Origin of the sequence: Pontibacter coccineus, assembly GCF_030546575.1 — a bacterium.
Classification (GTDB): Bacteria; Bacteroidota; Bacteroidia; order Cytophagales; family Hymenobacteraceae; genus Pontibacter; species Pontibacter coccineus.
Genome location: NZ_JAUOTN010000003.1, coordinates 448,950 through 475,319, shown reverse-complemented (window position 1 = coordinate 475,319; position 26,370 = coordinate 448,950). Strand labels below are relative to the sequence as shown.

The window sequence follows — 26,370 nt, the reverse complement described above, 5'->3', positions numbered from 1 at the left end:
AAAACTGGTCTAAAGCTCCGCAAGCAACTAATTAAGGACCTGTATAAATAGTTAGTAGTAGGATTCTATAAAGCTCTATCTCTTTGCAGGGGTAGAGCTTTATGTTACCATCAGTTAAATTCACCCTATATGAAAAAACACATACCCGGCATGCTCCTGTTGCTGTGTCTCTTTTTGCAAAATGGCCTTCATGCCCAGGCGCTTGAGGTTCCTGCCCGGCAGGAAGGCGAAGGACCCTGGCCACAGCTGATTATAAGAGGCGTTATTCTGATCAATAGTACGGGGTCACCGCCCCTGGGACCTGTAGACATTGTAGTGGAGAACAACCGCATTGCGGACATCCGGGTGGTAGGCACCACAGGTATGCCCATAGACCCTGCCAAACGCCCGCAGCTGAAGCCCGGAGGCAAAGAGTTTGATGCCTCGGGTATGTACCTTTTGCCAGGCTTTGTGGACACGCACGCTCATATCGGGGGCAACAATGGCGTTGATGCAAGTTATGTGTATAAACTCTGGATGGCCCATGGCGTGACCACCATCCGGGAGCCATCCGCCGGCAATGGACTGGCCTGGACCTTGGATCAAAAGAAAAAAAGTACCCAGAATACGATCACAGCGCCGCGCATAAAAGCCTATACCCGGTTTGGCATGAACAGCAAGCAGCCCATTGTCACTGCACAGCAGGCACGCGAATGGGTCAGGCAAAATGCCAAGAATGGAGCCGATGGCATCAAATTCTTTGGTGCCTCTCCCGAAGTGATGCAGGCAGCGGCGGAAGAAAACAAAAAGCTTGGCTTAAAATCAGCCATCCATCATGCGCAGACAGATGTAGGCCGTTGGAACGCATTGCACAGCGCCAAGGCAGGTATTAGCTCGCTGGAGCATTGGTATGGATTGCCGGAGGCGATGTTCACCGACCGAACGGTGCAGCACTACTCACCAGACTATAATTACACCAACGAACAGGACCGGTTTGCAGAGGCAGGCACGTTGTGGAAACAGGCGGCAGCGCCTTTCTCTGACCGTTGGAATAAAGTGATGGATGATCTGATCGCACTAGATTTCACGCTGAGCCCTACTTTCAACATCTATGAAGCAAACCGGGATTTGATGCGAGCCCGGCGAGCGGAGTGGCATGAGGACTACACGATGCCAAAACTATGGGACTTTTATGCACCGAGTTGGAACGCGCACGGCTCTTACTGGCACTCCTGGGGGACGGAGCAGGAAGTGCAATGGCGGGAAAATTTCAGATTGTGGATGGCCTTTATCAATGAATACAAAAACCGCGGGGGCAGAGTAACGGTCGGCACGGACTCAGGATTCATTTATGAGCTGTTTGGTTTTGCCTACCCCCGCGAAATGGAGTTATTACGGGAAGCGGGCTTCCACCCGCTCGAAGTGATAAAGGCGGCTACCCTAAACGGGGCAGAACTGCTGGGCATGGAAAAGGAAATCGGGAGCGTGGAAATAGGAAAGCTGGCTGACTTTGTCATTGTAGAGGAGAACCCCCTTATGGATTTTAAAGTACTCTACGGCACCGGCGCCATCCGGCTGGTAGACAACAACCAGGTAACACGGGTAGGCGGTGTAAAATACACCATCAAGGACGGCATTGTGTACGATGCAAAGGACTTACTGGCACAGGTTAAGAAAATGGTGGAAACTGAAAAGGCTAAAACAGGCTATCAGATCATACAGCCAGGTATAGCCCCTCATACGCACTGATCATCCATCAACGCCTACGGACGTATCTTTGGTTTGAGCACTTTGCCAGGACCATGGATACGTTCTGTTGGCAAACCCCCGCTTCAGCTGCTGCTTATGCGTTCGTACCCATGCTATACCTGCTTTTCAGGTATAGAGCCACTTGCATAAGACCGCCTCAAAAACGGATTCATCCTATAGCCAGGTATACTGGTTTCCTGGCAATGCTTTATTTAATATTGAAATCCCTGCATAGGAATAATCAGGCCGGTTGCTTGAGCATTTTAGTCGTTCCTTTCCATCCGTGCTTATATTCCTTGATGTACTCACTAGGGGATTTGCCTGTCGTCTTTTTAAACACTTTGTTGAAGTTAATGGCGCTGTTGAATCCTGTGGCGTAAGCGATGGAGGAGATACTCTCAAAGTCACCATTCATGATTATCTTACACGCTTCGTTGATTCTGACTTCGTTCAAAAAAGTCCTATAGGTTTTGCGGGTATGCGTTTTGAAATATTTGCAAAAGGCCTGTGGTGTAATATGCACGATGGAAGCGATCCTCTCTAAGGTAATATTTTCGGCATAGTGTTGCTGTGTATACTGACAGATCTTATCTATCCGGTTTCCGTCCGGCGTAGAAACCAGCCCGTTGGAGAAGCCTGTCGTGAGGGATTTATACTCTTTTACATGTTTTGTCAGGTACCTTATAAGCCTGATAAAAGAGAGCAACCTTTTAAGGCCTGAAGTTTTATTGATCTTCTCTATCATCCGCACCGCTTCCTGCGTATAGGCTTCGGCCACCTGCAAGCCTTGGCAGGTGTTTTCCAAAAACTTATTCACAAATTCCATTTCCGGAAGATTGTTCAGGCATTGGAGGGTGCGCTCATGTTCAAAGAAGATGTGGATGGCATGCACACTGGCTATACCCTGATCAACATAATAGCTCTGCTCAGATTTGAATATATGTGGCTGATTGGCTCCGATGATGTAGAGATCTCCCGCCTTAAAAGGCTGTGTATAATTCCCTACAATTAAAGTACCCTCCCCCCTAAGTATGAGCGTAAGTTGCATTTCCTGATGGCGATGGATGTGTTCATAGAAAAAAGGCAATACATCCTCGTTGACAATCACTGACTCTGCTTGTGCGACTGGTACCTTGAATTGAATTACTTTCATACATACCCAAATTAGAGATAGTATAATAGCTATTTTCTATTAAAACATCTAACAACCAACTGAAATTCAGCAGAATATCAATTATCTACCTTAAATAATCTAATTTAAATAATTACTATTTGGTAGAAAGTCAATAATACTATCCTACAGTCCAATACAGCGCTATTGCACCACCGAAGTCCTCGACAAGAACAAACTGGTCGTACTAGGCATTATTGGTCAACAACCTGACAACCAAGGGGCAGGCATTTACAGAGCACGTGTAGAAAATTCGCAACCAACTGCAGCGTTAGTGGCCGATAACCGGCAGAGGGGTGGGACTTAATCCCTCGTAATTAAACCCTATTACAAAATATACATTTTATAATATTTATTTTAAGTTTACTATATATTTTTCAAACTGACTGAACAAACTTAAACCGAATGAAATACCTCTGCTTAGTACCCCTCTTTACCCTCTGCTCAGCCCATGCTTTCGCCCATAAAGATTTCCAGCCAAGATACATTATGCAGCAGGGTGACGCCCTGAAGGGACTTGTCGATTACTGGGGCAACACGCACAGCGCCTTCGCCCAACTCCAATCAGGTAACAGGTTCGCCGGCATACAGGCAGGGGCTGGCTTTTCCAAACCCGACGAGTTTAGCAAGGTCACTTCTTTTGGGGTAGCTTCTTCTGTGGGCTACTTTGTTAAAGACAAACTGGTGGTTGGCCTTAGCTATGGCTACCAATATGCTGCAAACCGTCAGGAAAGGAGCTCAGCGCCTGGCAGTTCGAGTACGTTTTATCATTACGAAAGCAAAACCGTTGCCCATGCCTACAACATAGGCCCTATGGCGCGCTACTATGTCGGCCTCGGCAGCAAGTTTGCCCTGTTTGCAGAGGGCACTGGCGGCTTTGCGCTGATCAGCACGAGAGCGGAGCACAATTCGACAGGCTCCGGGCAGTTCGGCGACCCCATTACTCCCCCGGGTGGTTCACAATCCTCGTCGACGTCACGTTCAAAGGAAGTCGTGCTGTATGGCACCGTGTCACCTGGCCTTGTCTTTTTCCCGAGCGACAGACTGGGTATAGAACTGAAGGCGAACGTCCTGCACTATCAATCTGATTTTGACCGGGGAAGTGACACAGAGGCTAACCTAAGCTTAAGCAGGATGAACCTGGGTATAGGGTATTACTTTTGATTATCTTGAGCACAGATTTTTCATAAAAACTATTTAGGACACCCGGGTATAACTGTAAATACCTATATTTACTTGAACCGATCATTTAAATCAAGCTGATGAAACAACTTTACCTGACTCTTATTACCTGTTTATTTTTATCGCAGGCCTTTGCCCAATCAGATTTCCGTCCGGGCTATATTATCCAGAATGGCGACACAGCCAGCGGTTTAGTCGATTACCGCGGTGCCCAACGCAACACCCACCAGATCTCATTTAAAAGCAACGATGCTGCTAACCAGCAGGACTTTACACCGACTCAGATACAGGGTTATGGTTTCCGGCAAGAGCAGAAATTCTACGAATCTAAACTGGTACCGGCTTTTGATACCCTGAGCACAGAACAAACACTTTTTGCACAGCTCCTGGTAAAAGGCAAAGCGAACCTGTACCTCCTGCGTGACCCAATGCAGAAAGACCGCTTCTACATCTCCAAAGACTCGGAGCCGCTCAAGGAACTACGGGTGGAGGATTTTAAACAGAAGAATATGCAGGAAGGCCGCAAACTTGGTCATACCAACCTCATGCGCCGTGAGCTCTATAAACCGCTTCTGATGCAGACTTTCCTGGACTGCAATTCTATCTCCGAAGCGGATGTAGACAAGGTAGTGCTGGGTCTTAACTCGCTGTCGAGTATCGTGAAGAAATACAATGCGTGTGTTGGCCAGGAGGAGTACAGCAAAGTACCGAAGAAAATACGTGTTTCGCTGGGACCTATAGCAGGTATGAGCAGCTCGACCCTTGACTATAAGATAGAAAACTCGGATCAGAATTTCGACAACACCTCTGTTAAGCCTGTACTGGGTGCCTCTTTTAACTTTTCGGTGCCTACCATCAGCGAGAAACTGTCGTTGCAGGTAGTAGTACTGTATGCTCCTAATTATTTCGAAGGGAGTACTCAAGATGACCCGATGGTGCCGGGTGTCTCCACCAGCGAAATCTGGCTGGATGTGAAACATGTGAAAATCCCTGTTCTGGCCCGCTATACCTACCCCAAAGGAGTGATCAGACCGTACATCAACATCGGCCCGGTTATTAACCTGGTGGCATCGCAGGAAAATGAGATGACCACCACGAGTACGTTCGGTGGCTCAACGCGCACAAACACAAAACCTTTTCTGGAAGATGATGGTTTTCTGACGCTTTCCGGAGGCATAGCAACTGGTTTAGGTATCTCTTACCCGGTTTTTAACAATCCGCTTAGCCTGGAAGCCCGCTACGAAATCAACGATGGCGTGTCACGCTATACCAGTCATTCTACAAGCATCAAGAGTATGTTCCTGGTACTGTCATACAGACTTTAAGCTTGGTCTAGGTATAGTTGAAAATCACTATTGAAGAACTGGTATAGAATTAAACACATCTGTTAGAGCAAACAAAAAGGACCGCAGTACTTAAGCTGCGGTCCTTTTTGCTATTCAGGGCAGGCTATACCTTGTACCAGATTCCAGTCGGCACAGCGCAACTCCTTTAATGAGCAAGACCCTTACCCTCTAGCCTACCTATCCTTCTCCTGTTTGGAGAGCACACTAGCATGGGAGCAGTTTGTTATTGTAGGAGTCCATCCTTTTCCAGGTATAAACTTTATATTTGTTTATCTATATTCACCACTAACTATCTTTAAAACAGCTTAATGAAACAGCTTTACCTGATTTTCCTACTTATATGCTTAGTTGTCGCACCTGCTATTGCCCAAAAAGATTTCCGGACAGGCTACATCGTCCTTAACTCCGATACGCTGCAGGGCTACGTCGATTACCGGGGAGCGGTCCGCAATTCCAAGACCGCAACTTTTAAGGCCAGCCTGGGCGCTTCGGAGCAAGCCTACTCTCCTGACCAGCTCGCTGGCTATGGCTTCGCTAAAGAAGACAAGGTATACGAGGCGTACACTATACCTGCCGATGGAGCACAGCCTGTGCAGCGCTTATTTTTGCAGGTGCTGACAAAAGGCAGCGTCTCTCTTCATACCTATCGGGATGATTTGGACCTGGACCACTTTTACCTGTCAAAAGACGGTGATGACTTGGTAGAGCTCAAAGAGAATGTCTACAACAAGAAAGATCCCAGGACCGGCAAAACCTTCCGGATGGTGGATAAGCTGTACCTCGGCGTGCTGGGGTCCGCCTTCGCCGACTGCCCCGCCATGTCAGAAGAGCGGTTCAGGAACGTAACATTCCGACACAGCGGCCTAACCAAAATAGTCAATGACTACAATGAATGCATGGACAGCAACCAATATGTGCAGCCATCTCGCAAAACTACTGTAACGCTGTATCCTGTGCTCTTTTACGCAAAGCCAGCGCTGCAGATGGCAGGAGAGCACCCTTATTCCAAAGCTTCATTCCGCACTACTGGTCCGGGTCTGGGAGGTGGAGTAGGCCTGGAAGTTGCCAATCCTGCCATCAGCGAGAAGCTGACGCTGATACTGGAGTTGCTCTACGCCCCTTATCACTTCGAGGGTGTCATCAAAGATGTGAATAACTCCGGCAGAACCACACAACACGACATTCTACTCGATCTGCACTACCTGAAGGTGCCTGCGCAACTGCGCTATACCTTTCCCAAAGGCAAGTTAAGACCGTTTGCCAATGCCGGGATTTCTTATTCTTATGCGATCAGCACAGACAGGGTAGAAACCAAGAACAGCACCTTCCATAACACCAGCTACACCGAAGTGTCAGAAGCCATGCCAGGCAGCGTTTTTAAACAGTACATGTTCGGTGCACAGGCAGGTATAGGCATCCTGTACCCCATGCAAAACAGGGCACTGCTCATCGAGACAAGGTATGAGACGACAGAGGGTATCTCCAACATCCGAATCCTCTCCAGCAATGTTAAAGGATTCAGCATAATGGCAGGGTATAGGTTTTAGCGCTTTCAAAAAGGACCGCAGTATAAATACTGTGGTCCTTTTTGTTATTAGAAGTAGTATGTATTAATCCAAATCCCGGTCACCGCGACGCAACTCTTCTACTGAGCGCATCACTTTGTCTTTCAGGCCGACCTTATACTTTTCCAGTTTATCCGCCACGGCGGCGTTTGTCGTACCGATGATCTGCGCGGCCAGTATACCTGCATTTAGAGCGCCGTCCAAGGCTACCGTTGCAACTGGCACTCCACCCGGCATTTGCAGGATAGATAGTACAGAGTCCCAGCCGTCGATGGAGTTGCTCGACTTGACAGGTACGCCGATAACCGGCAGTGTGGTAATAGAGGCGACCATACCTGGCAGGTGCGCTGCGCCACCGGCTCCGGCAATGATTACCTTCAGGCCTTTTTTGCGGGCCTGCTCGGCGTACTCAAACATACGGTGCGGGGTGCGGTGTGCCGACACGATCGTGATCTCAAAAGCCACGCCCAGGTTTTCCAATATCTCAGCTGCCGCTTCCATCACTTTCATGTCAGACTGGCTGCCCATGATGATGCCTACCAACGGCTGCGTAGTTGTTGTTTCATTAGCCATATTATGCGATTACTTTGATTACGTTTTTAATAGATTCCGCCCGCTGCTGTGCTTCCTGCAAGTCAGTGCCCAGCACGGTAATGTGGCCCATCTTACGGGCGGCACGGGTATACTTCTTACCATACAGGTGAATGTAGACACCCGGCACGGCCAGCGCCTCCTGCAGACCTTCGTATTTGGCTTCGCCATCATAGCCCGGCTCGCCCAGGAGGTTGAGCATCACGGCGGCACTTTGGATGTCGGTGCTGCCGAGTGGCAGGTTCAGGATAGCACGCAGGTGCTGCTCGTACTGCGAGGTATAATTAGCCTTGATGGTATGGTGGCCGCTGTTGTGCGGACGAGGCGCTACTTCGTTTACCAGTATCTGTCCGTCTTTGGTCAGGAACATTTCTACGGCCAGAATACCAACCATGTCGAACGATTCGATCACGCGGGTAGCGATTTCGATAGCTAGACGCTGCATTTTGTAGGGCACATTGGCAGGTGCGAATAGCGAGTCCACGAGGTTGTGCTCCGGATGGAAGCTCAGTTCCACCACCGGGAAGGCCGTTACCTGCCCGCTGGCGTTGCGGGCCACGATCACGGAGATTTCCTTCTCAAAATCCACCAGCTTCTCCAGTAACGATGGTTCTGTAAAGCCTTTGCCCAGATCGACCTCGCTTTGCAGGCGCGTTACCCCACGGCCATCGTAGCCTTCGCGACGCAGTTTCTGGAAGGCGGGCAGAAAGTCGGTGTTTGCCTGGAGTTCTCCGCCGTCTTTCAGGATTCTGAAATCAGCGGTAGGTATAGCATGTTGCTTGTAAAACTCTTTCTGAAGGCCCTTGTCCTGAATGGTGCGCACTGTTTTGGCATCCGGGTATACCTTCACGCCTTCCTGCTCCAGTTTCTCCAGGGCATCGGCGTTTACGTGTTCTATTTCGATGGTGAGGATGTCGCAGTTCTTGCCGAACTCGTACACCGTATCGAAGTCGCGGAAGCTGCCCACGAAGAACTCGTGGCACACATCTTTGCAGGGTGCGTTTTCGTCCGGGTCCAGCACCAGGGTATAGATATTAAAATCGAGCCCGGCCTGAATCAGCATGCGTCCCAGTTGTCCGCCGCCCAGTATGCCGAGCTTTACTTCTCCTTTCATAGTATGTTGCTTAGGGTGTTTTCTACCCAAAATTAAGGATTATGTTTTAAACGCGCCGCCTTCCGCTGCAATTCTATACCTGCTAACGTCGTTCTTTGATTTATATTGATTAAAAACTATATTGGAGATTCTACGTTTATCGCATCCATGGAAATCATTCTTGCTACGCTTTCTGCCCTTTTCTCCGTTGTGAACCCTTTCGGAGCCATGCCGGTCTTCCTGACGCTTACCCAAAACGATACTCCTGACCAGCGTAACCAACAGGCCCTCAAGGCTTGCCTCTACATGGTTGGTATACTGGCCGTGTTCTTCCTGGCCGGACAGTACGTGCTCAACTTTTTCGGCATCCGCATTCACGACCTGCGCATTGCCGGTGGACTGATGATCATGAAAGCGGGATTTGATCTACTCACCCCGGGTGGCAGTAATAAAAAAGTCTCTCCGGATGTGGTAGAAGAAGCGCAGCACAAAGAAGATATTTCGTTTACCCCACTGGCCATGCCTATGCTGTCCGGTCCGGGTGCCATTGCCGTGAGTATTGGTCTGTTCACCACTTCCCTTTCCTTCTGGGATATGACCCTGATTCTGATCGGTATTATACTGCTGGCCGTTATCTCTTATGTGATCCTCCGTTTTTCGACGCAGCTGACTCGTTTTATGGGCAAGGCCGGTCTGTCGGCACTCTCGCGCATCATGGGCTTTATCGTGCTTTCGATTGGCGTGAACTTCATCGTATCAGCCATTTACGCGCTGTTTTTGTCATAGTCGCCCTCTCTTAACAAACATACAACACGGCGGTAACGCAGGCGTAATTTCACCTTCCTAGCTTTGCATCAGACTAACTCCTGACCAAGCTATGGAAATGATGCTGGCCACTTTTTCGGCCCTGTTTAGTGTGGTAAACCCCTTCGGGGCAATGCCCGTTTTTTTGACACTCACCCAGGACGATACCCCTTCTAACCGCAACCAGCAGGCACTTCGGGCCTGCATATACATGGCGCTCATTCTGGCCGTTTTCTTCCTGGCCGGACAATACGTACTCAACTTTTTCGGCATCCGTCTCCACGACATCCGCATTGCGGGCGGACTCATGATTATGAAGGCGGGCTTCGAGCTGCTTTCCAGCAAGGCACACCGGGGCAAAAAAGTGTCGAAAGGCGTGTTGAAAGAGAGTATGCAAAAAGAAGACATTTCCTTTGCGCCGCTGGCCATGCCGATGCTGTCCGGTCCGGGCGCTATCGCCGTAAGCATCAGTCTATACTCCGATGCACTTAAAATTACTGATCTGGGCCTGGTGGTGACAGCCATTGCTGCGCTGGCCGTGGTTTCCTATCTTATTCTTATTTTCTCGCATCAGTTGCTGCAGTTTATGGGGAAAGCGGGCCTTTCAGCACTCTCGCGCATCATGGGTTTTATCGTCTTGTCGATTGGCGTCAACTTTATTGTGACAGGTATACAAGGGCTGTTTTTTGTTTGATCAGGCCTCTGGTGCACGTTTGTCATCCCCTGCTCCACTAAAGTAGAACTTTACCTGATCCTGCTGAATTTCAGGTATAGGCTTCGTAGCTGCAGTTTCATACGCACGATTAACATCCCCCTACCCACTTCAAAGGGGGCTTTTCTGTAGCTGCCAATTCACAGGTATAAAGTTTTTAGCTGCGGGTTATACTTTGCTAAACTAGGTCCAACCACCCCTGCCCCTCAGAGCTATGCTCGCTACTTTCGAACTCTCGTTCTCAGTAGTCCAAGGAGGGGAGTTTTTGCCACTACTACTCTACAAGGTATAAGCTTCGTAGCCCTGTCTCAGACCACTGGCAGGTATAGCAAGACTAACTTGCACGCTAACTACGCAGCAGAAAGCGGTGCCCGGTGCACTTTACGACGCTCCACTGTTCGAGCGTTCAGCGAGTTTGGAGCGTCTTGATTTTTTTGCCTATTTTTTTCATCAAGGAAAAAAGTAGGTGCCCGCCGCACAGGCGAAGCAATGAAACAAAACAGTTTAGGTATAGCAAGACAGCAGCTATGCCAGTTGCACGCTGGCCATCAGGCCCAACCACATTTGCGCTGACGATAAACTTGAGGTATAGTAAACCTTATACTTATATCTATACCTAGGCCAGAGGCTCCACCCTAGCCATCACGCGCATGGACTCACGCCATCAAGTTATACCTGCGAAACCTTCCCCCGCCGGACAGGCGAAAACAAAACCTAACATTCTACTAAAAGCGAGAGTAAAACGTTTTTAACCACAGGCTATACCATCGTAGGTTTGATGATAACAATCATCTTCCGACAGTCAGCAATTTTAACGTATCTTTGTGCCATGCAATTGAAGAATGACCTGCTTATAAGAGCCGCAAAAGGGGAGACCGTAGAACGTACTCCGGTGTGGCTGATGCGCCAGGCCGGCCGCATCTTACCTGAATACAGAGCCGTACGCGAAAGCCTGAGCGGATTCAAGGAACTGGTGGAAACACCTGATCTGGCCGCTGAAGTGACCATCCAACCTGTGGATATTCTGGACGTGGACGCTGCCATTATCTTCTCTGACATCCTGGTAGTGCCGGAGGCAATGGGCTGTACCTACGAAATGGTGGAGAAGCGTGGCCCGTGGTTCCCAAAAACCATCCGCACCGAGGCTGATCTGGCCCGCCTACGCGTAGCCGACCCGCACGAGCACCTGGGCTATGTGCTGGAAGCCATCAAAGTGACCAAAAGAGCCCTGAACGGACGCGTGCCGCTTATCGGTTTTGCTGGCGCGCCGTGGACCATCCTGGCGTACATGGTAGAGGGCAGCGGGTCCAAGACATTCTCGCATGCACGCGGTTTGCTGTATACTAACCCAAGGCTGGCACACCAGATGCTGCGCATGATTACCGATACCACCATCGCCTACCTGAAAGCACAGGTAGAGGCAGGTGCCAACCTGATCCAGGTGTTTGATTCCTGGGCAGGCATCCTGACTCCGGCGCATTACCGTGAGTTTTCGTTGCCTTACATTACAGAGATTTGCAACGCCATCAACGATGTGCCGGTAACGGTTTTTGCCAAAGGCGCTTTCTTTGCACTGGAGGATTTCAGCAAACTGAACTGCGAAACCATCGGCCTCGACTGGAACATGGATATCAAAACATCCAGAGCACAGCTTGGTCCGAACAAAACACTGCAAGGCAACATGGACCCTTGTCTCCTTTACAGCTCATTCGAGACTATTCAGGACGAAACTATCAAAATGCTGAAGGAGTTTGGGCCACAACGCCACATCGCTAACCTCGGCCACGGGGTATACCCTGACACTGATCCGGAAAAAGTAAAATGCTTTATTCAGACGGTGAAGGAGTTTGGCAGTTTAGGAGCTGGTGAGTTTTAGAGTTGAAGGCTTTATAAATTAGAATTGACCTTTTCATTCATAACAGCGAAGGCCCGACTATTTGGCGGGCCTTCGCTGTTAGTATGGTTCCGGAATCTTAAAGCGGAATTATAATCCCTGCCAAACGCTCTGCTCTATACGCTCTAATTCACAACTCCTCAACTTTTAAACACTAAAACTCCTAGACTCTCCTACCCGACCGGCACTTGCGTTTCGGGGTATTTGTAGGCGGTTGTGGAAGCGCGGGTGCTCAGCGCGACAGCAAGGGTGAGCGTACCCACCCGCCCGATGAACATAGATAGAATTAACACGCATTTTCCGGCATCCGACATACCGGCTGTTATACCTGTGCTGAGCCCCACTGTGGCAAAGGCGGATACCTGCTCAATAGCGAGCCGCATCACGTCGAACTGCGAATCGGTGATGGTGAGGATAAACAGGAACAGAAGGTTGAGTGTGGCCGCAAAGGCAAACACCGTAAAGGCTTTGTAAGACACAGCATGCGGGATCGTCCTCTTGCCGATTTCCACGTAACGCTTACCCCGTATGGTTGTCCAAACAGTGAGCAGGATGATGAGGAATGTGGTCGTTTTGATACCCCCGCCCGTGGAACCGGGAGAAGCGCCGATAAACATGAGAAAGACGAACATCAGCAGGGTCGGCACCGTCAGAGCCGATATATCCACAGTGTTGTAGCCAGCCGTGCGGGTGGTGACAGACTGAAAGAAGGAGGTGATCACGGCTTCCCCGAAGTTTAGGTGTGCCAGCGTGTTAAAGTACTCCAGCAGGAAAAACCCCACGGTACCCAGAACAATCAGACCGACAGAGGTATATACACTAATGCGGGTGAGCAATCTCCAGTTTTTCCAGGGAGCCGACATGCGCGCCCGAATCGATTGAGGGGACATTATATCAATTATAGTCGGGAAACCGATGCCGCCCAGAATAATCAGCGCCGCGATGACGAGATGCAGCGCATATGAATAGCGCACAGGCACTGTGTACAACCCCTCCGGGTAAAGTGAGATGCCCGCATTGCAAAAAGCTGAAACTGAGTGAAAAATGGAGTAAAATATTTTGCTGCCCAGGCTGACGAATTCCAGGTCTTTGTCCCAGGTCGTAAAGATGATCAGCGCCCCGATCCCTTCGATCGTAAATGTCATCAACACCAGTTTGCGCAACAGGTTTTGGGTGGAGAAGAGCGAATCACTTTCCAGTATTTCGTACATGGCCAGGTGCTGCTTTATGCCCATTCCCTGCCGCATGAGTAAAACAAAGAAAGTGGCAAAGGTCAGAATACCCAGCCCTCCCAACTGTATCAGCATCAGCAGAACCACTTGCCCCGAGAACGTGAAGTATGTACCCGGATCCACCACCACCAAGCCTGTTACGCAGGAGGTGGTGGTGGCCATAAAGAGGGCATCGATGAAGCGCATACTGCCTGGTGAGGTGATCATGTTCGGCATCATCAGGAGTCCGGCACCCAGCAGCACCAGGAACACGAAGCTTAGCAGGAAGACAACTGTCGGCTTAAACTGCAGGACCTTGAAGTAAACCCGGGTTTCCAGCAGTTCGATCAAAAGCAGCACCAGCATGTATATGGATACCGCCAACCGGTGCAGTTCCACTGAAAGCAGAATGTCAGCGCTTTCAAACAGGTTGTAAATAAGGGGCAGTTGCAGCAGGTAGGTGCCCACCAGGTTGATGAAAACAATCGCCATCAGGGTGCCTTCAAACCAGGTGCGCTTGAGAAACCTCACCCGCTCAAAGGCATACAATATTCGAAGCAGGTAAATGACTACAAAGACAGTAAAAATCCCGTCTATGGCATAGAACACTTTCTGTACGGCATCCGGGTTCTCCAGCATACCATGCGCGTAAACCAGCAAACCCACCGAAACCAGTGTGAGCAGGTAAGTCGTTCGGCGCATAATGGCATACGCCTTTAGCTTGCTACCATATAGCGCCCTGTTGAGCCTTTCTGTATTCATATACTTGTGTAGCTTTCAGTAATATCTGCCACTGCTGCCTGTTGTGTAGGGTACTCCACTCTCATATTTGCTCCTTCATACGTAGTAACCATTCCTTAACCGATCGAAAGATGTGTATCCGGATATTTATAGGCATTGGAAGGAACCCGTGTACTGATAGCGAGCGCCAGCGTGAGTGTGCCTACCCTGCCAATGTACATCGACATGATGATGATCGTTTTGCCTACATCTGAGAGGCCGGCCGTGATACCAGTACTCAGCCCTACCGTACCAAAAGCCGATACCTGCTCAAACGCCAGACGAAGGATATCGAATTGTGAATCCGAAATAGAGAGGATGATCAGAAAGATGATGTTGAAGCCTACCGCAAAGGTGAACACCGCAAAAGCCTTGTAAGAAACCGAGTGTGGGATGGTTCTTTTCCCGATCTCGATGTTACGCTTACCCACGATCGTTGTCCACACCGAAAGGATGATCACCATGAAGGTCGTCGTCTTGATACCGCCGCCCATCGAACCCGGCGAGGCCCCGATGAACATCAGCATCATCATGATCAGCAGGGCCGGCACCGAAATGGCTGACATATCCACTGTGTGGAACCCAGAGGAGCGGGTGGTGGCTGACTGGAAAAAGGACGTAATGAGCGCCTCCGCAAAGTTCAGGTGCGACAGCGTGTTGAAGTACTCCAGCAGAAAAAAGGTAACGGTGCCAAAGGCCAGCAGGGCGGCCGAGGTATACACTGTCACGCGTGTCATCATTTTCCAGTTGCGCCAGGGCATCGCCATCCGGGTACGCATGGCATCCGGTGAAAACACATCCAGCATGGTCGGGAAACCGATGCCGCCCAGGATAACCATTGCCGCAATGGTCAGGTGCATGACATAGGCGTTTTGCAGCGGATTGCTGTAAAGGCCTTCGGGAAACAGGGAGAGGCCCGCATTGCAAAAGGCCGACACAGCATGAAATACGGAAAAGAATATCTTGCTCCCCAGCCCTACAAACTCCACTTCGTTGCTCCAGGTCGCAAAAATGATCATAGCCCCTATCGCCTCAATGGAGAGCGTCATCAAGATCAGTTTGCGCAACAGCCCTTTTGTGAACGAGATGGATTCGCTTTCCATGATCTCGAACATGGCCACGTGCTGCTTTATACCGATGCCTTGCCGCATCAGCGTGGCAAAGAAGGTGGCAAAGGTCATTACGCCCAAACCGCCCAGCTGCACCAGCCCCAACAGCACTACCTGCCCCGCAAAAGTAAAGTAGGTGCCCGGATCCACGACTGCCAGCCCGGTGATGCATGAGGCACTGGTGGCCATAAACAGGGCATCGATGAAACGCATGCCATCCGGGTCGTTGGTCATCTTGGGGAACATGAACATGGCGGTGCCGATGGCAATGAGCAAAAGAAAACTCATCAGGAATATAACAGCCGGTTTTACCTGCAGGGTTTTCAGGTGCACCCGGGTCTCGAGCAACTCCACTACCAGCAGCATCAGCATGTAGAGCGACACCAGAAGCCGGTATACCTCTACAGAAAGCGGCATCCCCAGCCCCTCAAAAACATTGTAGATGACAGGAATGTTGAACAGGTAGGTGCTTACATGGTTGATCAGAATGAGGGCCATCATCATTCCTTCGAACCAGGTCCGCTGCAGGAATTTTAACCGCTCAAAGCCATACAGTATTCGCAACAGGTAGATCAGGACAAAGACGCCAAGTATGGCATCGATGGCGTAATAGATAAGCTGAAGGGTTTTGGGGTCTGTTACAACACCGTGCGCATACAGCAGCAGTCCTATCGCCACGATGGTGAGCACATAGGTCGTGCGGCGCATCAGCATGTATGCCCACAGTTTACTGCCGTATAGAAGCCTGTTAAGCTGTTCGGTGTTCATGGATTTCGTACAGCCTGTTCACGTTTGCCTCCTGGAACAAGCGGTTTCTGTCGACAGGCACCACGCCTACCTGTTCGCACACCAGCCCGCCGCCCAGATTGCTCAGGCCGGCCATAAAAGGCAGCGATGTTTTCAGCGCCATACAAAGCGCCGCAATGCTGATCACGGTATCGCCTGCACCGGACACATCGGAAATAGAGCGGCGGTGGGCGGGTATATACGTCTTCTCTTCGCCATCGGCCACAAACACGCCGCGCTCCGACAGCGTTACCAGCACTTGCCTGGTCGTTAGCTTGGTTTGCAGCTGCGCAACGGCTTCTTCAAAAGCAGGCAGGTTCTCGTCCGGGAAGTCTACTTTCAAACCTTCTTTGAGTTCTTTCAGGTTGGGTTTGAAAAGCGTGCAGCCTTTGTAGCTCAGGAAATTTTTCTTCTTTGGGTCCACCACGGAAGGTATACCGCGCTCGTTGGCCAGTTCGATGAAGCGGGCAATGTTTTGCTCCGAGAACACGCCTTTGTCGTAATCCTCAAACACGATCACATCGGCCCGATCGAGCAGTTTCAGGTAATGCTCCTCCAGATGGCGCTCCTCGTAGTCGGCCAGGTTGTGCTCGATCTCAGCGTCCACGCGCAGCAGTTGCTGACCACCGGCTATAATGCGGTGCTTGATCGTGGTCACGCGCTCCGGGCTCTGTACGATGCCTTCGGTGGAGAGCTTGCGCTCTTCCATCAGGCGCAGGAAATCACCGCCATCCGGATCGTCACCGATCACGGAGCAGAGCAGCGGCGTTGCGCCCATGGCCTGCACGTTCAGGGCCACGTTGGCAGCCCCGCCCAGGCGCTTCTCGCGCTTCACCACGTTCACGATCGGCACCGGTGCTTCCGGCGAGATGCGCGTTGACTTGCCCCACAGGTATGAGTCGATCATCACATCGCCCACAATAAGCACGGTCAGGCGGTCAAACGCACTGAATATATCTTCTAAATTGGTATGCTGATTCATTATTGCAATTTGGCGAGGCTCTCCTTGATGCGGCGGAGCGCCTCAATTAGTTTATCGTCGGATGTGGCGTAAGAGAAACGGATGCACTGCGGCGCACCGAAGGCCTCGCCACTCACCAGGGCCACATGGGCGTCGGTGAGCAGGTATAGACTCAGGTCCAGCGCGCTGCTGATGATCTGTCCGTTGTAGCTTTTGCCAAAATAATGGCTCACATCCGGGAATATATAAAAGGCGCCGTTGGGCACATTGGTCTTGAAGCCGGGTATACCTTGCATGATCTCCAGCACGAGGTCACGTCGACGGCGGTAGGCATCACGCATTTCCAGAGCCGATTCATTTCCCCCGAGCAGTGCCGCATGGGCCGCTTTCTGGGCAATGGAACAGGTGCCGGACGTGATCTGGCTCTGCATTTTATCGCAGGCAGCGGCAATGTCTTTGTGCGCGGCAATATAGCCCACACGCCAGCCGGTCATGGCATAGCCTTTCGAAAAGCCGTTCACAGTGATCACGCGGTCTTTGATGAAGTCGAAGCTGGCCATGCTGGCGTGCTTACCCCCAAAGTTGATGTACTCGTAGATCTCGTCGGCGATGACGTATACCTGCGGATGCTTCTCCAGCACTTTGGCCAGCGCCAGCAACTCCTGCTCGTCGAACACCGAACCGGTTGGGTTGCAGGGCGAAGAGTACATCACTAACTTGGTGTTGGAGGTAATGGCGCTCTCCAGTTGCTCCGGCGTTACTTTAAAATCATTCTCCAGACGGCCCTGCAGCGGCACCGGGGTGCCTTCCGCCAACTTCACGATCTCCTCATACGACACCCAGTAAGGCGAAAATACGATCACCTCGTCTCCAGGATTCACCAGGCACATCACGGCATTAGCGATGGATTGCTTGGCCCCGGTCGATACCACGATGTTTTCCGGTGCATAATCCAGGTTATTGTCGCGCTTGAATTTGTCGGCAATGGCCTGGCGCAGCGCCGGGAAACCCGGCACCGGGGTATAGAAGGTAAAGCCCTCGTCAATGGCCTGCTTGGCGGCGTCTTTGATGTACTGTGGCGTCTGGAAGTCCGGCTCCCCGAAGCTCAGGTTGATGATATCGAATCCCTGAGCTGCCAGTTCACGGCCTTTTTTGGCCATCGCGATGGTCTGCGACTCCGAGAGCGCCATGATTCTGTCTGAAAGTATGTGTGATGCTACGTTCTGCATGGTTCTTCTGAATTAAGCTCCAAAGTTAATATAATGCAAGAGATTTCCATTGAAGTGGGAAGGTAATATGGCGCGATAGGTATGGCGCAAGCCGGGACGCTGCACTATACCTATACCTCCCTTTCCCAGGGAACAAAAAAAGGGACATGCGTTACGCATGTCCCTTTCCAGCTATTATTAATCTTGAGTTCTAATTCTTCCCGTACGACGTACGCTCTACAATGCTGCGTCCCAGGGTGATTTCGTCGGTATACTCCAGCTCGCCCCCTACCGGAACGCCACGAGCGATGGTAGTGATTCTTACCTGGTGGTCGCGGAGCTTGCGGGTCAGGTAAAAGGCGGTGGTGTCACCTTCCATGGTAGGGCTGATGGCCAGCAGAATCTCTTTTACTTCGGAGTTTGGCAAGCGCTCCAGCAGCGAATCGATGTGCAGGTCCGACGGGCCAACGCCTTCGATCGGCGAAATCACACCACCCAACACATGGTACAGACCTTTGAACTGCGAGGTGTTTTCGATCGCAATTACGTCGCGGATATCGCTTACCACGCACAGCAGGCTGCGGTCGCGCAGGGGGTTCAGGCAGATACCGCATACCTCAGTATCGGAAATGTTATGGCATTCCTTGCAGTGCTTCACCTCGGTACGCATTTTCACGAGCGCCTCGGCCAGCAGAAACGTCTCTTCAGACTCTTCTTTGAGCAGGTGCAGCGCCAACCGCAGGGCAGTTTTGCGCCCTACGCCCGGAAGCTTGGCCAGCTCCTCGACGGCGTTCTCAATCAGTTTAGACGGAAATTCCATTCAACCTCCCGCTACTCGATGTTGGCTGAAAGGTCTTTGTCGTGGAGGGCGGTGCACATACCCGCCAGCTCCTCGAAAGACCCTACCTTCACGGTGCATTTGCCTTTATAGTGGATCAGCAGCGTGCATTGCTCCGCCTGTTCCGCCGAGTGGCCGCACACCTTGATCAGCGTGGCGATCACGTGGTCAAATGTATTCACGTCGTCGTTATACACAATCAAGTTGCGCAGATCGGTGCTCTCTTCGAGCAGGGCCACCTCATCCTGATGTAAAATCTGAGTCTCAATATTCATGGTGCAAAATTACGAATTTTTATGGAGCTACGGAAGCGGAAATTGCTATAAAAACAGCCTCCCGGCAAGCTCCAATCAATTGAAAAAAGGTATAGGTTTAAACAATCCGGAGCCGGGCATAATTCCTATAGTGGCAGATAATTTGAGGAGATAACGGTAGAATTATGATGCATGGAATTCGCACTTCGAGGGCAGGTCCGCCTCATTATCTTCTTTGTCATCCTGAAAGGATCTTGTGGGCAAGCCGCATAAGCTTAACCTCCCGGGGGTAGGGGCCCTCTATTTCCACCAAGTTTCTTTTCAGAATGACCGTGCGTGTTGCGTGTGTTGCCATAGGATGAAACAACCCTGCCCTAAAGGATACAATTTTATAAAGCACTTAGCCAAGCGTCATCTTGAACAGCACGTCAATTTTGCCTAGTTTTACAGGTATAGCCGTTGTGGTTGCAACCATAGCAAACTGCCACCGTTCTGGCTTTATCATATTTTGCCTGAATCACCTATGCCAACCGTCTCCACTGGTTTTAAAAAAGCTGTCAAGCAGCTGAGCGACAAAGAAAAGGAAGCCATCATCCTCAAAGCTGCCCGCCGTGACGGGGAACTGTACGATTTGCTGGCCATTGAACTGGGCGAACTCACGCCGGAGGAGGCCTATGAGCAAACCGCCGAAAAGATACGCGAATTGATGATGGACACCACCGGCCGCTACCTGGGTCGGGCTTTGACCAAGTCGCTGCGCAAGTCGGCCAAGGAGATTGCCCGTTTTAAGCGTATTACCAAGGATGTGAAACTCGAAACCGACCTGCACCTATACCTGCTGCGCTTGATATTCGACAACTTCACCGGCCAGTTCGACAGTTACTACAAAGCCTTTTATACCGCCACCGCCCGCCTCCTGCAGCGCACCATCCAGCTCATCCGCAAGTACCTGCACGAGGACTACCACCTGGAGTATAAAGATGAGCTTGACAATTTCCTGGAGCAGATCCACAGCCGCAACAAGCCACTGAGCTTTGATTTGCCGCGGGAGTTTGAGGTGGAGTAAGGTATAGGAATCAATTTAACACCTCTCCAATCTACACCTTCCTGAAAACTTTGCTTTTCCGGATGTCCACATCCGAAAACCACCTGCTGGGGATACCCTTATCCCCGTGCCTGCAGGGCACAACTTACACCTTTAAGGTATAGCAGGAAATAAGCGTCTACTGAATACTAACCGTGAGGAAGAAGGTATGATGCCTGGTAGCTTTGTGTTTCCTCCCTTCCACCAAGACTCTTCCAGAATGACAGGTATAGCTGCTGACAAGGTATAGTTCATACCACAGCCATTGTAGGGACAGGTCACGACCTGTCCCTACAAAACCACTGTTCATTCCACTTAGGCTCCCCTCCGCTATCATCATTCCTGCACACTCTATTAAACCTTTTCTGATTTCTCCCCTCAAATCGTTAAATTTGAGAATCAAACCTAATCTAATCGACTTACACCCTGTCATGAAGAAGCATACCTATTGGAGTATGTTCCTGGCGGCGGCGCTTGCCTTACCATTGGGCACAGCCACGGCGCAGGACAAAAAAGACAACAAGTGGAACGTGGAGGAAGCCCGCGGACCGCAGAAAGAAATCACCGTAACAACCGACGAAGGCACCTGGATGAGCCTGGACGTGAGTCCGGACGGCAAGGAGATCGTTTTCGACATGCTCGGCGACATCTACATTATGCCAATGTCTGGCGGTAAGGCTAAGTTGCTGCGCAGCGGCCGTGCTTACGAGGTGCAGCCGCGTTTCAGCCCCGATGGCAAGTTCATTTCGTTTACTTCTGACGCCGGTGGTGGCGACAACATCTGGGTGATGAAGCGCGACGGCTCTGATGCCAAACAGATCACCAAAGAGAACTTCCGTTTGCTGAACAACGCCGTTTGGACGCCCGATGGCGAGTACCTGATCGCCCGCAAACACTTTACAGCCTCCCGTTCGCTGGGTGCAGGTGAGATGTGGATGTACCACAGATCAGGTGGTAGCGGCGTACAGCTAACCAAGCGCAAAAACGACCAGCAGGATGCCGGCGAACCGGTAGTTTCGCCGGACGGCAAGTATGTGTACTACTCTGAAGACATGAGCGGCGGCACTACGTTTGAGTACAACAAAGACCCGAATAGCCAGATCTACGTGATCCGTCGCGTGGACCGCAACACAGGAGAGATCGAGAACGTGGTGACCGGAAATGGTGGCTCGGTTCGTCCGGTTATCTCCCGCGATGGCAAGCAACTGGCTTTCGTGCGTCGTGTGCGCACCAAATCGGTACTTTTCATCCACGACCTGAAGACAGGTGAGCAATGGCCGATCTACGACCAACTGAACCACGACCAACAGGAAGCCTGGGCCATTTTCGGCGTATACCCATACTTCTCCTGGACACCTGATAACAAAAGCATCGTATTCTGGGCAGGCGGTAAGATCAACAAGATTGACGTAGCCAGCCAGAAAGTAACCAACATCCCCTTCGAAGCGACGGCCACACACCACATTGCCGAAGCAGTTCGCCACGACTTCAGCAAAGCAGGTGTATCGCCGGACCAGTTTACTGCCAAGGCCATTCGCCATGCTGTGACCTCACCTGACGGCAAGCTGCTGGTGTTTAACGCGGCCGGTCATATTTACAAGAAGGAATTGCCAAATGGTAAGCCGGTGCGCGTGACCAATGGCAAAGACTTCGAATTCTACCCGACTTTCTCGCCTGACGGCAAAACTCTCGTGTTCTCTACCTGGGACGATGAAAACCTGGGTGCCTTGGTGAAAGTGGACATCCGCAAGAAGAACGCCAAGCCAACCAAGCTGACTTCAGAGAAAGGCTTTTATACCAACGCCTCTTTCTCGCCAAACGGCAAGCTTATTTTGTACAGCAAAGATGGTGGCAACAACCACATGGGCTATGCGCATGGCAACGAGCGCGGCACATACTACATGACAGCAGAAGGCAAAAACCCGACGTTGGTTATGAAAAATGGCTTCAACCCGCTGTTCAATGCTTCGTCTGACCGTATTTTCTTCACGTCTGGCGGTGGTGGTAAGTATACCTTCAAGAGCGTGGACCTGAACGGCAAGGAGGAGCGCACGCACTATACCTCTACTTACACCGACCAGTTCTACCCAAGCCCGGACAACAAGTGGCTGGCGTTTGTGGAGCTGTTCAACGGTTACGTAGTGCCATTCTCGGCCAATGGAGCAGGTATGGAACTGAGCGCTGAGACCAAGGCATTGCCAGTGGCACGCTTCACCAAAGACGCCGGCACGAGCGTGCACTGGTCAGGCGACAGCAAGAAAGTGAACTGGGTACTGGGTGACGAGTACTTCTCCAACGACCTGAAGAACCGCTTCGCTTTCCTGGAAGGTGCGCCGGAGAAACTGCCTGCCATCGATACCACAGGTATAAAGATCGGGCTGGAGTTCAAAACTGATAAACCACAAGGCAAAGTAGCCTTCACCAACGCACGCATCATCACGATGAAGGGCGATGAAGTGATTGAAGGCGGTACGATTGTAGTAGACGGCAACCGCATAGTGTCGGTGGGCAAAGGAATCGCTGTGCCGAAAGACGCCAAAGTGATCGATGCCAGCGGCAAAACCATCATGCCGGGCATCGTTGACGTGCACGCGCACCTGGGCACGTTCCGCAACGGCATGAGCCCGAAGCAGCAGTGGTCTTATCTGGCCAATTTGGCTTACGGTGTAACCACCACGCACGACCCGTCTTCTACTACCGAGATGGTTTTCAGTCAGTCCGAAGCCGTGAAGGCAGGCCATATGGTTGGTCCGCGCATTTTCTCAACAGGCACGATTCTGTACGGTGCTGATGGCAACTTCAAAGCCGTGGTCAACAGCCTCGACGATGCCCGTTCGCACCTGCGCCGTATTCAGGCCGCCGGTGGTTTCTCGGTGAAGAGCTACAACCAGCCACGCCGTGAGCAGCGCCAGCAGATTATTCAGGCAGCCCGCGAACTCGACATGACCGTGGTACCGGAAGGCGGCTCGACCTTCTTCCACAACATGAGCATGATCCTGGACGGCCACTCCGGCATCGAGCACAATATTCCGGTTCACCCGCTCTACAAAGACGTGGTGGAGGTATGGAAAGCCTCTAAAACCGGCTACACTCCTACCCTGATCGTGAACTACGGCGCCACCAGCGGCGAGTACTACTGGTACCAGAACACCAAGGTATGGGAGAAGGACCGCCTGTTGAAGTTCACGCCACGTTCGGTAATTGACGGGCGCTCGCGCTTTGTGATGCAGGTACCTGACGAGGAATACAAGAACGGTTACTTCAAAACCTCTGAAGCCTGCAAGGCCCTGACTGATGCCGGCGTGAAAGTGAACCTCGGTGCCCATGGACAGTTGCAAGGCCTGGGCGCGCACTGGGAACTGTGGATGCTGCAGCAAGGCGGCATGACGAACATGGAAGCCCTCCGTGCCGCCACCCTGAACGGTGCCGAGTACCTGGGAATGAGCAAGGACATCGGCTCCCTGGAGACGGGCAAACTGGCCGACCTGATCGTGCTGGACCAGAACCCGCTGGAGAACATCCAGAACTCAGAGCACGTGCGCTACACCATGGTAAATGGCCGTCTGTTTGATGCCGCTACCCTAAACGAAACAGGCAACTACGAACGCAAGCCGGGTAAATTCTGGTGGGAAAACAACAAGTACGCTTCGTCCTTTGACTGGCACGAAGGTACCGATACCCGCACTGAAGGTATAGCCGGTGAGAACTGTACTTGTCGTCATTAAGATATTCAGGTATACCTGATACTAAAACGCCCCGACTCGTCTGAGCCGGGGCGTTTTGTTTTTGCGGGCTCAGCGCATCTTTTTCGGGCTTCTAAGTGGCTCGTTTGGGCAAAAAGCAACTGACTATCAACAAAATACTTGCGTTTCATGTAATAACTATTAATTTAGTTATAAAATAAAACCCTTTCATCTATGCCGCTATACCTCTACAGCCTCCTCTTTATTGTGATCACGGCCTGCGGTTCCAAAGCAGAACAGGTTGCGGCTGATATGCCAGCAGGTATAGCCGAAACCGAAGTGCTGATTAACCCTGCTGGGAAGACCATAGCAGAGAGGTTCTCCCCACCGACAGGTTACAAAAGAGCAGTGCAGCCCCAAAACAGCTTTGGCGCTTATCTCCAACACTTCAAATTAAAACCGCACGGCGCTCAGGTGCACTACTACAACGGTGCCTTAAAAGCCAACGAGGGTATTTATGATGCCGTGCTCGCTATTGATGTAGGCAACCGCGATCTGCAGCAATGCGCCGACGCCGTAATGCGCTTGCGGGCGGAGTATTTGTATGGGCAGGAAAAATACGATGCTATTCACTTCAACTTCACCAGTGGTTTCAGGGCTGATTACAGCAAGTGGCGGCAAGGCTATCGGGTGAATGTGAAGGGGAATAATTGCTCCTGGGTGAAGAAGGCGGCACCTGCCACGTCGTATGCATCTTTCATGGATTACTTGCAAGTCGTATTTACCTATGCCGGCACGCTGTCGTTGGAAAGAGAAATGAAAGCGGTTTCGATGGATGACCTGCAGGTTGGCGATGTGTTCATCAAAGGCGGAAGCCCTGGCCATGCCGTGATCGTGATGGACGTAGCTGTGCTTGAGCAGACAGGGGAAAAGCTGTACTTGCTGGCCCAAAGCTACATGCCCGCTCAGGAAATCCAGATTTTGAAGAACCCGATGAACCCAGGTATAAGCCCCTGGTACAGCACTAACTTTAAAGGTCCGCTTATCACCCCGGAATGGACTTTCCAGAAAAGTCACCTGAAACGGTTTTAAGCTTCTACTCCTTCACCGCTGCCAGCACCCGTTTGATCAACTCATCCGGGTTCCCATTATGCCAGCGCCACACGATCACGATATCATGCTCCGGATCTACCCAGATCGTGTTCTGTCCGGCTCCTAAAGCAGCATAGCTGGTAGTGGGAGCACTCGGCCAGGCTTTGCCTTCGGTGTTGAGCCACCACAGGTAGCCATAGTCGGGACCAACGCTTCCGCGGGAGGTCGTTGCTTCTTTCACCCACTCTTCCGACACGATCTGCTTATCCTTCCAGCGGCCATTGCGCAGGAAGAGGTAGCCGAAGCGGGCCTCGTCACGGCCGCTGATCCAGAGGCCGCCGCCCCAGCGGGTACCGCCGCTCACCGATGGCATACGCTTGCCGTCAATTTCCACGTAAGAGTTGCGGTAAGGTACATATTGCCAGGTGTTCGAAGCATTGATCGGGTCCATCACCTCATCTTTGAAAACTTCCGGCAAGGGCTTCTTCCAAAGGCGCAGCAGCGACAAAGCAAAGCGGTTGATGCGTACGTCGTTGTATTCGTAATAGGTGCCCGGCTCCTGCAATTCACGCGGCTTGCGTTCGCCACGGCCGTACTCCTCTTTTCCCACGAAGTCATACTTTTTGCCCCAAAGCTCGCCCTCCCATTCACTGGTTTGCCGCGCATGGTGCTCCCAAGTTACTTTGCGGTTTTGCGCTGAATCATAGCCACCGTCCTGCACATAAGTTGCAACCGGGTCGTTGATGTCTTTGATCAGGCCGCGGTCGATCGTGATACCTAAAATAGTGGAGAGCACGCTTTTGGCTACGCTGTAAGTTGGGTCTACACGATCGGTCTCGCCCCACTCCGCCACAATGTAGCCGTTCTTCAGGATGATGCCGTTGGTGCTGGCCCGGTCGTCAGGTATAGGACCGAGCATTTTGCCGAAGATTTCCTCCTGTGTGGAGAAGTCCCTAGACATCTGGGTGGTCTCTTGCAGCTTAGCCCAGTCTACTGCCTCCTGTAGTAGCGCTGCGTCCATGCCTAGCTGTTCTGGCTGCTTCTTTTCCCAGCTATCGCCTTTGCCGGGGTAGTATACCTTGTCTTTGGCTTGTTGCGTGCTGGCAGTGATTTGCTGCGGCTGTTGCTGGCAGGCGAATGTGCTAAAAGCCAGTGCCAGGTATAATATTCTTCTTTTCAGCATGGTATCAGGTGTAAGGCGATTCAGGTGATAAATCTACACAATTCAGCTTTATCCTTTTCAAAGTTAGGCAGCCTTAGAGCAAAACAACCTGACAG

General features: G+C 51.3%; 20 protein-coding genes. 10 read left to right on the top strand and 10 right to left on the bottom strand.

What is annotated here, in order from left to right; translation table 11 throughout:
- Positions 1-129 precede the first annotated feature (129 nt).
- The gene (locus Q4E40_RS09250; protein ID WP_303411633.1) at positions 130-1,728 is read left to right on the top strand and encodes an amidohydrolase family protein; all 1,599 of its coding nucleotides are present in this window, start codon (positions 130-132) and stop codon (positions 1,726-1,728) included.
- A 241-nt stretch (positions 1,729-1,969) separates the two neighbouring features.
- Here Q4E40_RS09250 and Q4E40_RS09245 read toward each other — a convergent pair whose 3' ends face one another.
- On the bottom strand, positions 1,970-2,881 hold the full coding sequence (locus Q4E40_RS09245; protein WP_303411631.1) for an AraC family transcriptional regulator: 912 nt from the start codon (positions 2,879-2,881) through the stop codon (positions 1,970-1,972).
- A gap of 423 nt (positions 2,882-3,304) precedes the next feature.
- Between Q4E40_RS09245 and Q4E40_RS09240 the strand changes: the two genes are divergently transcribed.
- The 3 genes from Q4E40_RS09240 to Q4E40_RS09230 all read left to right on the top strand — a co-directional run bounded on the left by Q4E40_RS09240 (position 3,305) and on the right by Q4E40_RS09230 (position 6,974).
- On the top strand, positions 3,305-4,063 hold the full coding sequence (locus tag Q4E40_RS09240; RefSeq protein ID WP_303411629.1) for an outer membrane beta-barrel protein: 759 nt from the start codon (positions 3,305-3,307) through the stop codon (positions 4,061-4,063).
- 98 nt (positions 4,064-4,161) lie between these two features.
- Positions 4,162-5,406 (top strand): porin family protein, encoded by a 1,245-nt coding sequence (locus tag Q4E40_RS09235; RefSeq protein WP_303411627.1) that lies wholly within the window; start codon positions 4,162-4,164, stop codon positions 5,404-5,406.
- 329 nt (positions 5,407-5,735) lie between these two features.
- On the top strand, positions 5,736-6,974 hold the full coding sequence (locus tag Q4E40_RS09230; RefSeq protein WP_303411625.1) for an outer membrane beta-barrel protein: 1,239 nt from the start codon (positions 5,736-5,738) through the stop codon (positions 6,972-6,974).
- A 63-nt stretch (positions 6,975-7,037) separates the two neighbouring features.
- Here Q4E40_RS09230 and purE read toward each other — a convergent pair whose 3' ends face one another.
- Both purE and Q4E40_RS09220 read right to left on the bottom strand, forming a co-directional pair.
- Positions 7,038-7,565, bottom strand: coding sequence for a 5-(carboxyamino)imidazole ribonucleotide mutase (gene purE / locus Q4E40_RS09225; protein WP_303411623.1), 528 nt, complete (start codon positions 7,563-7,565; stop codon positions 7,038-7,040).
- 1 nt (position 7,566) lies between these two features.
- A complete protein-coding gene (locus Q4E40_RS09220; RefSeq protein ID WP_303411621.1) occupies positions 7,567-8,697 on the bottom strand; it encodes a 5-(carboxyamino)imidazole ribonucleotide synthase in 1,131 nt (376 codons plus the stop codon).
- A gap of 147 nt (positions 8,698-8,844) precedes the next feature.
- Between Q4E40_RS09220 and Q4E40_RS09215 the strand changes: the two genes are divergently transcribed.
- The 3 genes from Q4E40_RS09215 to hemE all read left to right on the top strand — a co-directional run bounded on the left by Q4E40_RS09215 (position 8,845) and on the right by hemE (position 12,068).
- Positions 8,845-9,462 carry a MarC family NAAT transporter gene (locus tag Q4E40_RS09215; RefSeq protein WP_303411619.1) on the top strand — a complete coding sequence of 206 codons (618 nt, stop codon included), beginning with the start codon at positions 8,845-8,847 and terminating at the stop codon, positions 9,460-9,462.
- A 91-nt stretch (positions 9,463-9,553) separates the two neighbouring features.
- Positions 9,554-10,174 carry a MarC family NAAT transporter gene (locus tag Q4E40_RS09210; RefSeq protein WP_303411617.1) on the top strand — a complete coding sequence of 207 codons (621 nt, stop codon included), beginning with the start codon at positions 9,554-9,556 and terminating at the stop codon, positions 10,172-10,174.
- Between the two features lie 847 nt (positions 10,175-11,021).
- A complete protein-coding gene (gene hemE, locus Q4E40_RS09205; RefSeq protein WP_303411615.1) occupies positions 11,022-12,068 on the top strand; it encodes a uroporphyrinogen decarboxylase in 1,047 nt (348 codons plus the stop codon).
- A 191-nt stretch (positions 12,069-12,259) separates the two neighbouring features.
- Here the strand turns inward: hemE and Q4E40_RS09200 are convergent, their stop codons facing one another.
- The 6 genes from Q4E40_RS09200 to Q4E40_RS09175 all read right to left on the bottom strand — a co-directional run bounded on the left by Q4E40_RS09200 (position 12,260) and on the right by Q4E40_RS09175 (position 19,254).
- On the bottom strand, positions 12,260-14,059 hold the full coding sequence (locus tag Q4E40_RS09200; RefSeq protein WP_303411614.1) for a TrkH family potassium uptake protein: 1,800 nt from the start codon (positions 14,057-14,059) through the stop codon (positions 12,260-12,262).
- A 95-nt stretch (positions 14,060-14,154) separates the two neighbouring features.
- A complete protein-coding gene (locus tag Q4E40_RS09195) occupies positions 14,155-15,954 on the bottom strand; it encodes a TrkH family potassium uptake protein (protein ID WP_303411612.1) in 1,800 nt (599 codons plus the stop codon).
- Positions 15,935-16,954 carry a bifunctional heptose 7-phosphate kinase/heptose 1-phosphate adenyltransferase gene (locus tag Q4E40_RS09190; protein WP_303411610.1) on the bottom strand — a complete coding sequence of 340 codons (1,020 nt, stop codon included), beginning with the start codon at positions 16,952-16,954 and terminating at the stop codon, positions 15,935-15,937. The genes Q4E40_RS09195 and Q4E40_RS09190 overlap by 20 nt, the downstream gene beginning before the upstream one ends.
- Positions 16,954-18,162, bottom strand: a complete 1,209-nt coding sequence (locus tag Q4E40_RS09185; protein WP_303411607.1) for a pyridoxal phosphate-dependent aminotransferase — start codon at positions 18,160-18,162, stop codon at positions 16,954-16,956. The genes Q4E40_RS09190 and Q4E40_RS09185 overlap by 1 nt, the downstream gene beginning before the upstream one ends.
- Positions 18,163-18,352: 190 nt before the next feature.
- The gene (gene recR / locus Q4E40_RS09180; protein ID WP_303411606.1) at positions 18,353-18,961 is read right to left on the bottom strand and encodes a recombination mediator RecR; all 609 of its coding nucleotides are present in this window, start codon (positions 18,959-18,961) and stop codon (positions 18,353-18,355) included.
- An 11-nt stretch (positions 18,962-18,972) separates the two neighbouring features.
- Positions 18,973-19,254 carry an ATP-dependent Clp protease adaptor ClpS gene (locus Q4E40_RS09175; RefSeq protein WP_303411604.1) on the bottom strand — a complete coding sequence of 94 codons (282 nt, stop codon included), beginning with the start codon at positions 19,252-19,254 and terminating at the stop codon, positions 18,973-18,975.
- A 502-nt stretch (positions 19,255-19,756) separates the two neighbouring features.
- On the opposite strand from Q4E40_RS09175, the gene Q4E40_RS09170 reads away from it, so the two are divergent.
- From Q4E40_RS09170 to Q4E40_RS09160, 3 genes are all read left to right on the top strand, one after another.
- Positions 19,757-20,299 (top strand): hypothetical protein, encoded by a 543-nt coding sequence (locus tag Q4E40_RS09170; protein ID WP_303411602.1) that lies wholly within the window; start codon positions 19,757-19,759, stop codon positions 20,297-20,299.
- 473 nt (positions 20,300-20,772) lie between these two features.
- The gene (locus Q4E40_RS09165; protein WP_425475173.1) at positions 20,773-24,042 is read left to right on the top strand and encodes an amidohydrolase family protein; all 3,270 of its coding nucleotides are present in this window, start codon (positions 20,773-20,775) and stop codon (positions 24,040-24,042) included.
- Between the two features lie 192 nt (positions 24,043-24,234).
- A complete protein-coding gene (locus tag Q4E40_RS09160) occupies positions 24,235-25,092 on the top strand; it encodes a DUF4846 domain-containing protein (RefSeq protein WP_303411599.1) in 858 nt (285 codons plus the stop codon).
- Positions 25,093-25,096: 4 nt separating this feature from the next.
- Here the strand turns inward: Q4E40_RS09160 and Q4E40_RS09155 are convergent, their stop codons facing one another.
- Positions 25,097-26,275 carry a serine hydrolase domain-containing protein gene (locus Q4E40_RS09155; protein ID WP_303411597.1) on the bottom strand — a complete coding sequence of 393 codons (1,179 nt, stop codon included), beginning with the start codon at positions 26,273-26,275 and terminating at the stop codon, positions 25,097-25,099.
- Positions 26,276-26,370 lie beyond the last annotated feature (95 nt).

What these genes read in the sequence shown, in the direction of transcription:
- Q4E40_RS09250 (WP_303411633.1), top strand. Translation starts at nt 130, where the DNA reads ATGAAAAAACACATACCCGGCATGCTCCTGTTGCTGTGTCTCTTTTTG.
- Q4E40_RS09245 (WP_303411631.1), bottom strand. Translation starts at nt 2,881, where the DNA reads ATGAAAGTAATTCAATTCAAGGTACCAGTCGCACAAGCAGAGTCAGTG.
- Q4E40_RS09240 (WP_303411629.1), top strand. Translation starts at nt 3,305, where the DNA reads ATGAAATACCTCTGCTTAGTACCCCTCTTTACCCTCTGCTCAGCCCAT.
- Q4E40_RS09235 (WP_303411627.1), top strand. Translation starts at nt 4,162, where the DNA reads ATGAAACAACTTTACCTGACTCTTATTACCTGTTTATTTTTATCGCAG.
- Q4E40_RS09230 (WP_303411625.1), top strand. Translation starts at nt 5,736, where the DNA reads ATGAAACAGCTTTACCTGATTTTCCTACTTATATGCTTAGTTGTCGCA.
- purE (WP_303411623.1), bottom strand. Translation starts at nt 7,565, where the DNA reads ATGGCTAATGAAACAACAACTACGCAGCCGTTGGTAGGCATCATCATG.
- Q4E40_RS09220 (WP_303411621.1), bottom strand. Translation starts at nt 8,697, where the DNA reads ATGAAAGGAGAAGTAAAGCTCGGCATACTGGGCGGCGGACAACTGGGA.
- Q4E40_RS09215 (WP_303411619.1), top strand. Translation starts at nt 8,845, where the DNA reads ATGGAAATCATTCTTGCTACGCTTTCTGCCCTTTTCTCCGTTGTGAAC.
- Q4E40_RS09210 (WP_303411617.1), top strand. Translation starts at nt 9,554, where the DNA reads ATGGAAATGATGCTGGCCACTTTTTCGGCCCTGTTTAGTGTGGTAAAC.
- hemE (WP_303411615.1), top strand. Translation starts at nt 11,022, where the DNA reads ATGCAATTGAAGAATGACCTGCTTATAAGAGCCGCAAAAGGGGAGACC.
- Q4E40_RS09200 (WP_303411614.1), bottom strand. Translation starts at nt 14,059, where the DNA reads ATGAATACAGAAAGGCTCAACAGGGCGCTATATGGTAGCAAGCTAAAG.
- Q4E40_RS09195 (WP_303411612.1), bottom strand. Translation starts at nt 15,954, where the DNA reads ATGAACACCGAACAGCTTAACAGGCTTCTATACGGCAGTAAACTGTGG.
- Q4E40_RS09190 (WP_303411610.1), bottom strand. Translation starts at nt 16,954, where the DNA reads ATGAATCAGCATACCAATTTAGAAGATATATTCAGTGCGTTTGACCGC.
- Q4E40_RS09185 (WP_303411607.1), bottom strand. Translation starts at nt 18,162, where the DNA reads ATGCAGAACGTAGCATCACACATACTTTCAGACAGAATCATGGCGCTC.
- recR (WP_303411606.1), bottom strand. Translation starts at nt 18,961, where the DNA reads ATGGAATTTCCGTCTAAACTGATTGAGAACGCCGTCGAGGAGCTGGCC.
- Q4E40_RS09175 (WP_303411604.1), bottom strand. Translation starts at nt 19,254, where the DNA reads ATGAATATTGAGACTCAGATTTTACATCAGGATGAGGTGGCCCTGCTC.
- Q4E40_RS09170 (WP_303411602.1), top strand. Translation starts at nt 19,757, where the DNA reads ATGCCAACCGTCTCCACTGGTTTTAAAAAAGCTGTCAAGCAGCTGAGC.
- Q4E40_RS09165 (WP_425475173.1), top strand. Translation starts at nt 20,773, where the DNA reads ATGTTCCTGGCGGCGGCGCTTGCCTTACCATTGGGCACAGCCACGGCG.
- Q4E40_RS09160 (WP_303411599.1), top strand. Translation starts at nt 24,235, where the DNA reads ATGCCGCTATACCTCTACAGCCTCCTCTTTATTGTGATCACGGCCTGC.
- Q4E40_RS09155 (WP_303411597.1), bottom strand. Translation starts at nt 26,275, where the DNA reads ATGCTGAAAAGAAGAATATTATACCTGGCACTGGCTTTTAGCACATTC.